At 66.8% G+C, this 12,256-nt stretch carries 11 protein-coding genes; 9 read left to right on the top strand and 2 right to left on the bottom strand.

Features of this window, described 5'->3' with window-relative positions; translation table 11 throughout:
* Positions 1 to 386 precede the first annotated feature (386 nt).
* Complete coding sequence (locus MXF70_RS00775) at positions 387 to 1,370, top strand: GDP-mannose 4,6-dehydratase (protein WP_248516684.1); 984 nt, start codon at positions 387 to 389, stop codon at positions 1,368 to 1,370.
* Between the two features lie 57 nt (positions 1,371 to 1,427).
* Here MXF70_RS00775 and MXF70_RS00770 read toward each other — a convergent pair whose 3' ends face one another.
* Entirely contained in the window at positions 1,428 to 2,321 is an 894-nt protein-coding gene (locus MXF70_RS00770; protein ID WP_375140822.1) for a LysE family translocator, read from the bottom strand.
* Between the two features lie 171 nt (positions 2,322 to 2,492).
* Between MXF70_RS00770 and MXF70_RS00765 the strand changes: the two genes are divergently transcribed.
* The 3 genes from MXF70_RS00765 to mutS all read left to right on the top strand — a co-directional run bounded on the left by MXF70_RS00765 (position 2,493) and on the right by mutS (position 6,336).
* Entirely contained in the window at positions 2,493 to 2,771 is a 279-nt protein-coding gene (locus MXF70_RS00765) for a HalOD1 output domain-containing protein (protein WP_248516683.1), read from the top strand.
* 85 nt (positions 2,772 to 2,856) lie between these two features.
* On the top strand, positions 2,857 to 3,549 hold the full coding sequence (locus MXF70_RS00760) for a helix-turn-helix domain-containing protein (protein WP_248516682.1): 693 nt from the start codon (positions 2,857 to 2,859) through the stop codon (positions 3,547 to 3,549).
* A 96-nt stretch (positions 3,550 to 3,645) separates the two neighbouring features.
* Entirely contained in the window at positions 3,646 to 6,336 is a 2,691-nt protein-coding gene (mutS, locus tag MXF70_RS00755) for a DNA mismatch repair protein MutS (protein ID WP_248516681.1), read from the top strand.
* 327 nt (positions 6,337 to 6,663) lie between these two features.
* Here the strand turns inward: mutS and MXF70_RS00750 are convergent, their stop codons facing one another.
* The gene (locus MXF70_RS00750; protein ID WP_248516680.1) at positions 6,664 to 7,119 is read right to left on the bottom strand and encodes a hypothetical protein; all 456 of its coding nucleotides are present in this window, start codon (positions 7,117 to 7,119) and stop codon (positions 6,664 to 6,666) included.
* A 93-nt stretch (positions 7,120 to 7,212) separates the two neighbouring features.
* On the opposite strand from MXF70_RS00750, the gene mutL reads away from it, so the two are divergent.
* The 5 genes from mutL (at position 7,213) to dph2 (ending at position 12,252) form a co-directional block, all read left to right on the top strand.
* Positions 7,213 to 9,462, top strand: a complete 2,250-nt coding sequence (mutL, locus tag MXF70_RS00745) for a DNA mismatch repair endonuclease MutL (RefSeq protein WP_248516679.1) — start codon at positions 7,213 to 7,215, stop codon at positions 9,460 to 9,462.
* A 75-nt stretch (positions 9,463 to 9,537) separates the two neighbouring features.
* Entirely contained in the window at positions 9,538 to 9,702 is a 165-nt protein-coding gene (locus MXF70_RS00740) for a preprotein translocase subunit Sec61beta (RefSeq protein ID WP_248516678.1), read from the top strand.
* Positions 9,703 to 9,819: 117 nt separating this feature from the next.
* Complete coding sequence (pdxT, locus tag MXF70_RS00735) at positions 9,820 to 10,416, top strand: pyridoxal 5'-phosphate synthase glutaminase subunit PdxT (protein WP_248516677.1); 597 nt, start codon at positions 9,820 to 9,822, stop codon at positions 10,414 to 10,416.
* Between the two features lie 80 nt (positions 10,417 to 10,496).
* Complete coding sequence (locus MXF70_RS00730) at positions 10,497 to 10,949, top strand: bifunctional nuclease family protein (protein WP_248516676.1); 453 nt, start codon at positions 10,497 to 10,499, stop codon at positions 10,947 to 10,949.
* A 223-nt stretch (positions 10,950 to 11,172) separates the two neighbouring features.
* Positions 11,173 to 12,252, top strand: a complete 1,080-nt coding sequence (gene dph2, locus MXF70_RS00725; RefSeq protein WP_248516675.1) for a diphthamide biosynthesis enzyme Dph2 — start codon at positions 11,173 to 11,175, stop codon at positions 12,250 to 12,252.
* Positions 12,253 to 12,256: the final 4 nt, after the last annotated feature.

The raw sequence follows: 12,256 nt of genomic DNA, 5'->3' as shown, positions 1-12,256 counted from the left end.
CGATCGACCCCAGTGCAACGTACGCCCGAACAACCGCCGCGCTTTGCTCCCCGGGACGGGCTCTGTGTGGGACATCGGAAGGGGCCGACTGCTCCGGGAAGCACGACGACGTAAGCACCGCAGGCCGAAGGCCGAGGAGCGCAGCGAGTCGCGCGAGCGGAGCAGGAGGGGGCTGTCGCGGGCCACGCCCGCGACGTCGGGAGACCGAAGGTCTCCCGGCATCCGGGGGCGGTCTGCTGTGCTGTTCCACCTACCCAGAGCTGCAATAGCCTGAGCCAACTAAATCACAGACCCATCACCCGCCGACTGCAGCGTGCAGCATCCCGGTTACCAACACGTAGCCACGAACCACAATCACCAAACGGGACGCGGCCGATGGGACTGCTATGACGATCCTCGTCACCGGCGGTGCGGGCTTCATCGGCTCGAACGTCGCCCAGGGCCTCCTCGATCGGGGCCACGACGTCGTCGTTCTGGACCCGTTCGTTCCGTACTACGACCTCGGGATCAAGCAGCACAACGTCGATCTATGCCGCGAGATGGCACCCGAACGGTTCGAGTACGTGGACGGTTCGATCACGGAGCAATCTACCGTCGACGACCTCTTCGCCGAATACGAGTTCGACTACGTCTTCCACGAGGCCGCGCAGGCTGGCGTTCGGACGAGCGTCGAGGATCCCCTCACGCCCCACGAGATCAACACGACAGGGTTCCTCCACGTCCTGCAGGCTGCCGATGAGTACGGCACCGAGCGCGTCATCAACGCCTCGTCGTCGTCGGTCTACGGCCGGCCGGACTACCTGCCCTACGACGAGGAGCATCCGAACTACCCGAAGAGCCCCTACGGCGTCACGAAGCTCGCCGCGGAGCACTACGGCAAGGTCTGGACTGACGTCTACGACCTCCCGGTGGTGAATCTCCGGTACTTCACCGTCTACGGCCCGCGGATGCGCCCGAACATGGCCATCTCGAACTTCGTCTCGCGGTGTCTCAACGGGAAGCCGCCGGTCGTCTACGGCGACGGCGAGCAGACCCGCGATTTCACCTACGTCGACGATATCGTCCGCGCCAACCTCTCTTTGCTCGATACCGATGCTGCCGACGGCGAGGACGTCAACGTCGGCTCGACGGACAACATCACGATCAACGAACTCGCCGAGCACGTCATCGACGTTACGGGCGCGGACGTGGAGGTCCTCCACGACGACGCCAAGGAGGCCGACGCCCGCCACACGCACTCCGAGGTCTCGAAGGCTCGCGAGCTGATCGATTACGAGCCGACGACGGACATCCGCGAGGGCGTCGAGCAGTTCGTCGACTGGTATCAGGCCAACCGCGAGTGGTACGAGCCACTCGTCATGGACTCGTAGGCGGCGCAAGGGACGGGCAACCTGCACGGGCAGCCTAGTTTTCTTTTACCGTCGGCCTCACCAGAACGCCGTCGCCGCGTCGAGAATGAAGACGACGCCGAAGCCCGCGAGAACGATCGCCGAGAGCGCTGCGATCCCTGCCGACGCGCGATCGCTCCGCCGCCCGATCGCTGCCACGGTCGCCGGATAGCTCGTGATCCAGATCCCGATACCACCGAAAAAGCCGGCCAGTAGCGCGACGCTTCCGGTCTCGACGACCAGCGACCCGCCGATCCCGACTGCGTCGGTGGCGTCGGCGAGCCAGGGCGCTTCCGCACCGAGATCGAGCGTCCCGGGACGGAGTAGCCCGACGCCGACGGTCAGCCAGAAGACGATCTGGTAGGGGTTCGTCAGCGAGAGCGCGAGCGCCTTCTGGAACCCGGTACTGCGACCGAGGCGGTTCTCGGGTGCGTCTGCAGTGGCGCCCTCGTCGGTGTCCGCGCTGGCGGCCCGAACGGGTGTGTCTCGGTTGGCGAACGTCTGATCGGGGGCGTCTCGATCCGAGGCGTCCCGCTCCCAGACGTCCGCGTCCACTGCCGATCGATCATCGTCCCCGTCTGCTTCTCCCCCTCTTTTCTGTCGCCCTGCGTCTCCCTCTGTCCCAGCAGTCGATGCCGACGGGGCGCTGACGTTCCGTGCTGCGTCGACCGCGAAGAGACACATGAGGACGCCACCGAGGCCGACCATACCCGCCCGGAGCGTCGGCGCGTGGTCGACGATCTCGACGACGCCGACGAGGGCGAGGACGCAGAAGATGGCATCGCCGGTCATCGCGCCGAGTCCGGCCCGAACGCCCGCGGGGAACCCACGGAGAACGCTCTCCTCGGCGATGACTGCGTTCATCGGACCGGGTGGCGCCGCCATCGCGAGACCGAAGGCGACGCCGGCCAGCAACGAGACGCCGATCGTCACGTCAGGGTCGATGGAGCGGCCGGAGAAAAGCACGTCGGGGTATCAGGAGAAGGTTCGACGTGCGCCGATCCATGGTGTATGCTGGCTGGATACGACTCGGGTTCTCTCATCGTGTGATCACCGTCACAAGAAGGTGTTACCTATTCCCGTGGTCTACTCTAACATCGTAGTATGAGTAGTATCGTCGATCGACAGCCGATAGCGACGACTACAGTCGATGACTCGGCAACGACGAGCGTCACCGTCTGTGAGGCCGTCAGTGATGCCTCCGGGACGCCGGTTCGTGAACTGCCGCCACTCAGACAGTCGATCGACGCCGACTCGCTCGACGACCTGTTCGCTTCGACCACCGCTCCTGCGCGACTCTCCTTTCAGTTTGCTGGCTATGACGTCGTTACGCGGTCGAGTGGAGAAGTCGAACTGTACAGAGTGGATACAGTGACTCGCTAACTGCGGGCCGACTGCATGCGATGGTGCCTTTCCTCGGCAGGTTCTGCCTCAAATGTTAAGGATCGCGAGTGAAAACCATCGAGGAATGGCCCTCCCACAATCGACCTCCGACGACGGCGTCGTGGAAATCGAGTTCGCCGTAACTGAGCCCATCTACCCGTTCGTCTCCGTGGCCCAGTCCAACGAGTGTGAGATCGTCCTCGAGAAGCAACTGCCCCGCGAGGACGGGCGACAGGCCGAGTACTTCAGCGTCCTCGACAGCGATCCCGAGGTGTTCGTCGAGCGCGTCTCCGAGAACGACGGTTTCGGCGCTCGCGTCATCCTCGACGCCGAGCAGCGGAGCCTCGTCGAGGTCGTCGTGACCGACGGCTGCCCGGCGCAGTATCTGGCCGAGCGACGTGCGATCCCCACCACCGTCGAGGGGACTCCGGGCGGTGGCAAGATCGTCGCGGAGGTCCTTCCGGAGGACGATCCCGGCGAACTCGTCGAATCCTTCGAGAACGAGCACGCAGTGGAGCTCGTGGCCAAACGCACGCAATCGGCCCCGACGCCGCTTCTCTCCGACGCGGAACTCAAGAGTGTGATTCTCGAGGAGCTCACCGATCGTCAACAAGAGGTGCTCTGCACGGCGTTTAAAGCGGGATACTACCGGCGCCCCCGCGAGCAGACCGGCGAACAGATCGCGGACGAGCTCGACATTAGCTCCACGACGTTTCAGGAGCACGTTCGCGCCGCCGAGCGCAAGATCATGGCCTTCCTCGTCGAGGAGCAACACTGATCGGGCCGTCGACGCAGGCGCACTGATCGGTCGGCGCAGGTTCAGTTTCGCCCCGGAACCCACATCGTTTTGCCGCCGAGCCGTCTGCCCACGGACATGGACGCAGCGGAGGGGATCGTCGGCGAGTTCGCGACCCTCAAAGAAGAGTCCGGCGCGGACGTGCTCGCGATGCAGGTCGGCGATTTCTACGAGTTCTTCGGCGAGGACGCCGAGCTGGTCTGCCGCGAACTGGATCTCAAGCAGACCTCGAAATCCTCCGGCGGCGAGTCGTACGCGATGGCTGGCGTGCCGCTCTCGGAGCTGACGCCCTACCTCCAGGCGCTCGTCGAGCGCGGCTACCGCGTCGCTGTCGCCGATCAGCGCGACGAAGACGGCGATCACTCTCGCGAACTCACTCGCGTGGTCTCGCCGGGGACCCTCCTCTCGACGACGGACGCCGACGCCCGCTATCTCGCGACGGTCGTGGAGGAGACCGACCGCTACGGCGTCGCGCTCGCGGACGTGACGACCGGCCGATTCTACGTCACTGGCGTCGGCGGCGACCTCGGCGATCTCCTGGCGGAACTCGCCCGGTTCGATCCCGTCGAGGTGCTGCCCGGGCCCGACCTCCGCGAGGACGACGACGCGATCGCGACGCTCAGGAACGACCTCGACGCCACGCTCACGCTTCACGAAGCCGAGGCGTTCGCGCCCGGTGCGGCCGCCCACCGGCTCCGCGAGCAGTTCGGCGACGGCGCCGTCGAGAGCGTCGGACTGGAGCAGGCCGCGCCCGCGGTCCAGGCAGCCGGCGCGACGCTGGACTACGTCGAGACGACCGGCGCCGGCGTGCTGGCCTCTTTCACCCGGCTCCAGCGCTACCGCGACCGCGAACACGTTGCTCTCGACGCCACGACCCAGCGCAATCTCGAACTGACCGAGACGATGCAGGGCGATCGACAGGGCTCCCTGCTCGCGAGGATCGACCAGACGGTCACGAGCCCCGGCCGGCGCCGACTCGGCGAGTGGCTCGCGCGCCCCCGACGTGATCGAGAGTCTATCGAGACTCGCCTCGACTCCGTCGACGCGCTGGGCGGCGCCGCGCTCGCACGCGAGCGACTGCGCGAAGAACTCTCGGAGGCCGCAGATCTCGCCCGGCTCGCGAGCCGCGCCACGCACGGCAGCGCCGACGCCGCCGACCTCATCGGCGTTCGCGACGCGCTGGCCGTCCTCCCCGCCGCCGAGGCGGTGATCTCTGACGACGAGACGCTCGCCGACTCGCCGCTGCCCGCCATCCTCCAGCGCCCCGATCGGGAAGCGGCTGCGGACCTCCGGGCGGAGCTCGATGCCGCGCTCGCCGAGGAGCCGCCCGCGAGCATCTCCGAGGGCGGCCTGATCGCGCGGGGCTACGACGACGAACTCGACGAGGTCGTCGAGCGCCACGAGGCCGCCCTCGAGTGGATCGATGGGCTCGACGATCGCGTCTCCGACGAACTGGGGCTCACGCACGTCACCGTCGACCGCAACGCCACCGACGGCTACTACGTTCAGGTCGGCAGCTCCGAGGCCGACCAGGTCCCTGAGCGGTTCCGCCAGATCAAGTCGCTGAAAAACCACGACCGGTTCGTCACCGAGGAGCTCGAGGAGCGCGAGCGCGAGATTCTGCGGCTCGAAGACGAGCGTGCGGAGCTGGAACGCGAGATCTTCGAGGAAGTTCGAGCGACCGTCGCAAGCGAGGCCGCACTCCTGCAGGACGCCGGCCGCGCGATCGCGACCGCCGACGCCCTCGCATCGCTGGCGACACACGCGGCCGAGCAGGGCTGGGTTCGTCCGGAGCTCGGACCCGCCGGTGGCCCGGTCGAGATCGAGCGCGGGCGCCACCCCGTCGTCGAGACCACGACGGCGTTCGTGCCCAACGATGCGTCGCTGGGGGACGATCGCCGGTTCGTCATCGTCACGGGCCCGAACATGAGCGGGAAGTCGACGTACATGCGCCAGACGGCGCTGATCGTCCTGCTCGCCCAGGTCGGGAGCTTCGTGCCCGCCGATGCTGCCGAGATCGGGCTCGTCGACGGCATCTACACCCGCGTCGGCGCACTCGACGAGCTCGCCCAGGGTCGCTCGACGTTCATGGTCGAGATGCAGGAGCTGGCGAACATCCTTCACTCCGCTACCGAGGAGTCCCTGGTCATCCTGGACGAGGTCGGCCGCGGCACCGCGACCTACGACGGCATCTCGATCGCGTGGGCTGCGACGGAGTACCTCCACAACGAGATCGGCGCGAAGACGCTGTTCGCCACCCACTATCACGAACTCACGACGCTCGCCGACCACCTCGACCGCGTCGCGAACGTCCACGTCGCTGCCGAGGAGACCGACGGCGAGGTCACGTTCCTGCGCACGGTACGCGAGGGACCGACCGATCGCTCCTACGGTATCCACGTCGCCGACCTCGCGGGTGTTCCCGAGCCCGTGGTGGATCGCTCCGACGACGTGCTCGACCGGCTCAGGAAGGAGCAGGCGATCGAAGCCCGGGGCTCCGGTGGGAGCGGCGGGCAGGACGGCGAACCCCAGCAGGTCGTCTTCGACGTGGGGAGCGGGGAGCTGAAAACCGCGAGCGCGGATGGTGGGATGGGGACACAGCGAACGCGTGAATCCACGACCGAGTCGAGCGACGACGCTGGCGATCAGCTCGATCCCGAGACCGAGGCCGTTCTGGAGGAGCTGACCGACCTGGACGTGAACGAGACGCCGCCCGTGGAACTGCTGGGCAAAGTGCAGGAGTGGCAGGAGTCCCTCGACGAGGAGTGACCGACAGTGCAGCGAGTTTCCACGATCCTCGGGTTTCGAGCGATCGCCTTCTCCACGCATCGACGTGAGGCTCGACGGGCCACTATCGGGTGGGAATGGAAGGGGCCGACCGCTCGTCGCGCGTACCGACGCAAGCACTGCAGGCGAACGAGCGTAGCGAAGTGAGCCGAAGCGCGCAGCGAGTTAGGCGCGACGAGCGGGAGGGGGCTTCCAGATGCAGATCATTTGGACTAGCAAACGCCACGCTACACGAGCAAATCACCCGGCAGCGACCCCGTGCCTAGCGGATGTACATAGGCCTGCACCACCAGTTTCCGGACTCAACCGCTACGAACTGGCGGAACAGTTGAACCCGTAGTAGATGGCCAGCCGAGGAGTCTCGACGTTACGTCCGTACGTTCCAATCATCAGCTGCACGGCGAGACATTCTGTGTCGAACGATGCGAAGTCGAGGGTCCTCGCGTCTGTTTCCGGGCGGTCGTCCCGCCACGCGGACAGGACGTAGGGTTCGGCCGTCGTCGGATACTCCGAGAACACGGCTCCGCGCGAATGATCCAATTCGCTAGCAGCCATCTGCTTGGACTCTCGATAGACGGTTTCGCCGTCGAGTTCGAGTCGGACGTGTGCGGTGTGCGGCGCGTCGTGGAGGTTGATTGCGGTCAAATCGATAAACTTCGGCGTCTGCGACGTTGACTGATCTCCGAACGTCGTGCAGCCTGCAAGGCCGGCGATTCCGACTGCCGTCGACTGGAGGAGGGCACGCCGCCCGACGCGTTGGGCCATAGATACACCGATCCAGACGTGGAGATAAATATCTGGTCACGCAGACCATCCCCTCCCGCGGGAGTTTTGGTGCCCGGGGGCCAGGACGGATACGTGACCGAGGACGCCGACGAACCGGAGTCGCCAGCCGACACCGAGATTCGCCAGCTCGACGACGATACCATCGCCAAGATCGCGGCCGGCGAGGTCGTCGAGCGCCCGGCGTCCGTCGCGAAGGAACTCGTCGAGAACGCGCTCGACGCGGGCGCCGAGCGAATCCAGATCACCGTCAAGGAGGGTGGCCTCGACCTCGTGGAAGTCCGGGACGACGGCGTCGGAATGTCGGAGTCGGACCTTCGTGCCTCCGTTCGTGAGCACACGACGAGCAAGCTTACCGACGCGGGCGAACTCGAATCCGTGAGCACGCTGGGGTTCCGCGGGGAGGCGCTGCACACGATCGGCGCCGTCGCCGATCTGGCACTCACCGCGAAACCGAATCCGGACCGCCGGGGCGGCGACGCCGGCGACGCAGACGGCAGCACTCCAGCATCGGCATCCGGCACCCGCCTCGTCTACCGCAGCGGCGACGTCGAAACCGTCGAGCCCGCTGCGCATCCCGGCGGCACCACGGTCGCCGTTACGGATCTCTTCCACAACACGCCAGCGCGCCGGAAGTACCTCTCCGAGCCCGCGACGGAGTTCCGCCACGTCTCGCGCGTGGTGGGACGATACGCGCTCGCGAACCCCAACGTCGCAATCTCCCTGACGCACGACGGTCGGGAGGTGTTCGCGACCACCGGCGACGGCGACCGCGTCGCGGCGATCATGGCCGTTTACGGACGCGACGTCGCGGAGTCGATGCTCGAGGTCGACGTCGAGCCCGAGACCGACGCAGTCTCCCGTATCCACGGCCACGTCAGCGAGCCCGAAACGACGCGCGCGAGCAGAGAGTATCTCGCGACGTACGTCAACGATCGCGCGGTGGCCAGCGACGCAGTTCGTGGAGCCATCGTAGACGCCTACGACCGGCAACTCTCCGCCGAACGCTACCCATTCGCCGTACTCTTCGTCGAGGTGCCACCCGAGCGCGTGGACGTGAACGTCCACCCGCGAAAGCAGGCGGTCCGGTTCGACGAGGAGGGTGCAGTCGAGGACGCCGTGACGGATGCGGTTCGCGATGCCCTGCTGGACGCGGGAATCGTCCGCGCCTCCGCGCCGCGCGGGGCCTCCGAGCCCGTCGAGACGGCGGTGCGATCCGACGACGACGGGGACGCTTCGACGGAGAACGCAGAGATCGCGGATTCGCCCGCGACGACCACCGACGAGTCGTCGGCAACTCTGGCCGCCGAGTCGTCTGGCACGCAGACCGCCGGGTCATCTGGAACGCAGACTGGCACAGCACCGAGCACACAGACTGACGCACCACCGAGCACACAAACTGACGAGCCATCGAATACGAACAGTGACGCGCCGCCAAGTACGCGCGACGATGAGCCCCAGAGTACGAACGCGGCCGACGGCTCGTTCTCGGCGGCCACGACGGCCACCGATACCGGCGTCGATAGCGCCGATGGGGCAAGCGACTCAACGCAGGCCGATCAGTCAGAGTCGACGACGCTCGGCGATCCGGACCACTCGAACACGCCACAGGCCGCCGACTGGACCGACCAGCTCGCCGCTCGCAGCGAGCCGACCGTCACTGCGACCGACCAGCGCACGCTCGACGGCGATTCGGTGTCGGCGACCAGCACTGCCTTCGATCGGCTGCCGCCGCTGCGCGTCCTCGGCCAGCACGCCGACACCTACGTCGTCGCGGAGGGCCCCGACGGCCTGCTCCTGATCGATCAGCACGCCGCTGACGAGCGAATCCACTACGAGCGGCTGCGCGACGCCGTCGACTCCGGGACGGCACAGGCTCTCGCCGATCCCGTCGAACTGTCGCTGACGCCGACGGAGGCCGAAACCTACGACGAGTACGCACCCGCGCTCCGCCGATTGGGCTTTCACGCCGATCGCTCGGACCACACCCTGACAGTCCGGAGCGTGCCGACCGTGCTCGGTGAGACGCTGGATCCAAACGCGATCCGGGACGTGTTCGGCGCGCTGCTCGCCGGCGGTGACGGCGAAGGGACCGTCGAGGCGATGGCCGACGAGTTGCTGGGCGATCTCGCCTGTGCGCCGGCGGTCAAAGGGAACACGTCGCTGACGGAGGGCTCCGTGGCGGGGCTCCTCGAGGCGCTCGACGACTGTGAAAACCCCTTCGCGTGCCCCCACGGCCGGCCGACGATCGTCCGTATCGACGGCGACGAGCTCGCCGAACGCTTCGAGCGGGACTATCCTGGGCACGGGAGCCGACGCGACTGACTATTGGGGCCCTCTGTCTCGGCGCCCCCGAGCTGGAGAGGAAGACCTATGGGGCCCGACCCCCGAGCGAGAAGCATGAGTGGCAGTGGCCAGAACAGCGGCGGGCTGATGTCCAGTGCGGGGCTCGTTCGGTATTTCGACTCGGAGGACAACGACGCGATCAGGATGGATCCCAAGAGCGTCATGGCGTTTGGAATCCTCCTCGGCGCGTTCGTCCAGACTCTGACGATCGTCTACTGAGCCGCGTTTTTGGACTCGCGATCTCGACCTCGCCGAGCAGTGCGTACGCCAGCTCGTAGCTACTGACGCTTCCCCGGTCCGTCGTGCTTTTGTCCGCGGCGCCACTCCGATTCGACGATGACGATCACCGCCGGCGTCCTCGCCGTTCAGGGCGACGTCGCCGAACACGTCGCTGCCGTCGAGCGGGCCGGCGCGTCCTACGATCTGGACGTTCGCGTCGAGACGATCCGTTCCGCTGGCGTCGTTCCCGACTGCGACGTCCTCCTCATGCCCGGCGGCGAGTCGACGACGATCTCGCGGACGATCCACCAGGAGGGGATCGCCCCGGAGATCCGCGATCACGCCGCTGCGGGGAAGCCAATTCTCGCGACCTGCGCCGGCCTCATCGTCTGCTCGCGGGACGCGCGGGACGACCGCGTCGCGGACCTCGACCTCGTCGACGTCGCCGTCGAGCGCAACGCCTTCGGGCGCCAGAAAGACAGCTTCGAGGCCGCTCTCGACGTGACCGGACTCGACGAACCGTTCCCGGCAGTGTTCATCCGCGCGCCGGCGATCGACGACGTCGGCGACGCCGAGGTGCTCGCGACGGTGCAAGGGCGCCCGGTCGCAGTGCGTGACGGCCCGATCGTCGGCACGTCCTTCCATCCCGAGCTAACCGACGATTCGCGGATCCACGATCTCGCGTTGTTCCAGCCACTCGCTGCCGACGCGTAGCGTGCCGAGTCGATCGCGGCCACCGTCTCGACTCCAGCCGTTTGCAGGGACTTTTGGCCGTGGCCACCGTCGGTGCCGACATGGATGCCGATATCGACGCCGTTCGCGTGGCGGGCACGCCGGACGGCCCCGTCCCCGTCGTGGTACTTGCCGTCGAGGGCGAGGAGGACGTCGTCCCCATCTTCGTCGGATTCGAGGAAGCCCGCTCGATCGCCCGGGGGCTCGACGCCACCGACATCGGGCGCCCGCTGACCCACGATCTCCTGCTCGACGTGATGGAGGAACTTGGCGGGAAGGTGAACCGCGTCGTCGTCAGCGAGGTCACCGACGAGGGCACCTACATCGCCGACCTCCACCTGGACACGCCACGCGACGGCGTCGTCGTCGACGCACGCCCGAGCGACTCGATCGCTCTCGCTGCCCGGACGAACGTGCCCATCGAGATCGCTGAATCCGTCTTCGAGGAGGGCCGCCAGGAGGCAGCGGAGTTCGACCGGCTCGACGACATTCGGGAGCTGCACGAAGAGGCCTGAGGGCTATCTGTTTCTCGCGTCGATCGGTTGGGCCGTTTGGTGCTTGGGCCGAGATAATGCAGGTCCGAGCGGGAGGGCCCGTCGTTCCACCTCGCCCGTGCCGGCGAGTGTCGTTCGTCACAGCCGGGCACCCGGCCGCTACTGTGACCTGACTGTCATGGAGGCGCACACGTCGATCCCGAAAGCGTCGGCGTTATCCGCTCGCGGTGGGTACGACGGTACAATGAGTCAGCAGTCGAGCGACAGATCGGAGGGGGACCTCCGAAACACGGGGATGTCGCTCAAGCACGATCGGGAGTGGGATTACGAGCTGGAGCGGATCGAGGAGGCCGTCGAGGAGCGCGACGCCGAGACCGTCGGACTACAGTTTCCCGAGGGGCTCAAACGCCGGGGCCCCGCCGTCGCAGACGACATCCGGGAGCTGATCGACGCTGACGTGACCGTCATGCTATCCGGGCAGCCCTGCTACGGCGCCTGCGATCTCGACACGTTCCTGATGAAGCGCTCGGACGTGTTCGTCCACTTCGGCCACTCGCCGATGAAGGAGTCGGAGAAGATCATCTACGTGCCGCTGTTCTCTAACGTCGATCCGTTCCCGATCATGGAGGAGTCCCTCGAGGAGCTCTCCGCTCCGACCGAGGATGCTGCCGATCCCGACGAGCCCGTCGATCCCGACGTCGGTCTCGTCACGACGGCCCAGCACATGAACCGGTTCGACGAGATGCGCGAGTGGCTGGAGGAGCGTGGCTACTCCGTGCACGTTCGTCGCGGCGACGAGCGGCTGACCCACGAGGGGCAGGTTCTCGGCTGTAACTACGCCTCCGCGGACGTCGACGCCGATCAGGTGCTCTACGTCGGCGGTGGGAAGTTCCACCCGCTCGGCCTCGCGATGGAGCATCCCGAGAAGACGGTCGTCATCGCCGACCCCGTCAACAACGTCGTCACGCTCGCGGACACCGAGCAGTTCCTGAAGCAGCGCTACGCCTCGGTCCACAAGGCGATGGACGCCGAGAAGTGGGGCGTCATCTACTGCACAAAGATCGGCCAGGGACGCTGGGAGCAGGCCGAGGCCATCCTCGAGGACAACGACGACGCCTACCTCATCACGATGGACGAGGTCACGCCCGATCGCCTCCGGAACTTCGCGATGGACGCCTTCGTCAACACCGGCTGTCCGCGGATCACGACCGACGACGGCCCGCAGTTCCACAAGCCGATGTTGACCCCCGGCGAGTACGAGATCGCTGTCGGCAACGAGCCCCTCGATTCGCTGTCCTTCGACACCTTCCACGGCACCTGGTGAGCAA

The sequence above is a fragment of the Salinarchaeum laminariae genome, from assembly GCF_023204835.1.
Classification (GTDB): domain Archaea; phylum Halobacteriota; class Halobacteria; order Halobacteriales; family Salinarchaeaceae; genus Salinarchaeum; species Salinarchaeum laminariae.
This window is presented reverse-complemented; position numbering and strand designations above follow the sequence as displayed.

Excerpts from the sequence above, each read along its gene's own strand:
- MXF70_RS00775 (WP_248516684.1), top strand. The coding sequence starts at position 387 with ATGACGATCCTCGTCACCGGCGGTGCGGGCTTCATCGGCTCGAACGTC.
- MXF70_RS00765 (WP_248516683.1), top strand. The coding sequence starts at position 2,493 with ATGAGTAGTATCGTCGATCGACAGCCGATAGCGACGACTACAGTCGAT.
- MXF70_RS00760 (WP_248516682.1), top strand. The coding sequence starts at position 2,857 with ATGGCCCTCCCACAATCGACCTCCGACGACGGCGTCGTGGAAATCGAG.
- mutS (WP_248516681.1), top strand. The coding sequence starts at position 3,646 with ATGGACGCAGCGGAGGGGATCGTCGGCGAGTTCGCGACCCTCAAAGAA.
- MXF70_RS00750 (WP_248516680.1), bottom strand. The coding sequence starts at position 7,119 with ATGGCCCAACGCGTCGGGCGGCGTGCCCTCCTCCAGTCGACGGCAGTC.
- MXF70_RS00740 (WP_248516678.1), top strand. The coding sequence starts at position 9,538 with ATGAGTGGCAGTGGCCAGAACAGCGGCGGGCTGATGTCCAGTGCGGGG.
- pdxT (WP_248516677.1), top strand. The coding sequence starts at position 9,820 with ATGACGATCACCGCCGGCGTCCTCGCCGTTCAGGGCGACGTCGCCGAA.
- MXF70_RS00730 (WP_248516676.1), top strand. The coding sequence starts at position 10,497 with ATGGATGCCGATATCGACGCCGTTCGCGTGGCGGGCACGCCGGACGGC.
- dph2 (WP_248516675.1), top strand. The coding sequence starts at position 11,173 with ATGAGTCAGCAGTCGAGCGACAGATCGGAGGGGGACCTCCGAAACACG.